Origin of the sequence: Collinsella sp. LCP21S3_A9 (genome assembly GCF_052118785.1) — a bacterium.
Lineage (GTDB): Bacteria > Actinomycetota > Coriobacteriia > Coriobacteriales > Coriobacteriaceae > Collinsella.
In genome coordinates this window covers 1-413 of the sequence record NZ_JBQKGN010000070.1, presented here as the reverse complement: position 1 = coordinate 413, position 413 = coordinate 1, and the positions used below count along the sequence as shown (strand labels likewise).

The 413-nt window shown below is 55.2% G+C and carries 1 tRNA gene; it reads left to right on the top strand.

Annotated elements, in window-relative coordinates:
- The first annotated feature begins 245 nt into the window (after positions 1–245).
- Positions 246–322: transfer RNA gene (locus tag ACTQ05_RS09595), tRNA-Arg, on the top strand.
- Positions 323–413: the final 91 nt, after the last annotated feature.

The window sequence follows — 413 nt, the reverse complement described above, 5'->3', positions numbered from 1 at the left end:
GCGAGCGGGCGAGCGCGCCGGCAGGCGGGCGAAGCCGGTGCGGATCCGCGAAGCGGATGCGCGGAATCCTATACGCCGCACCAATTGACTTTAAAGCTCCCGGCAACGGGGCTTTTCTTTTTTGGAAGCCATGCATGGATTCGAACCTCGGTCGAGGCGCAAGCAGCATAATCACCACATCGTAAAATTTTTTCAAATTGTCGCTTGACCCGTCGGGGCCTCGCGTGCATAATAATCCGTGCGTTGCGGCGTTACCTCAGCTGGATAGAGGGTCTGACTACGAATCAGAACGTCATAGGTTCGAATCCTATACGCCGCACCAATTGACTTTAAAGCTCCCGGCAACGGGGGCTTTTCTTTTTTGGAAGCCATGCATGGATTCGAACCTCGGTCGAGGCGCGAGCGTAAAGAAA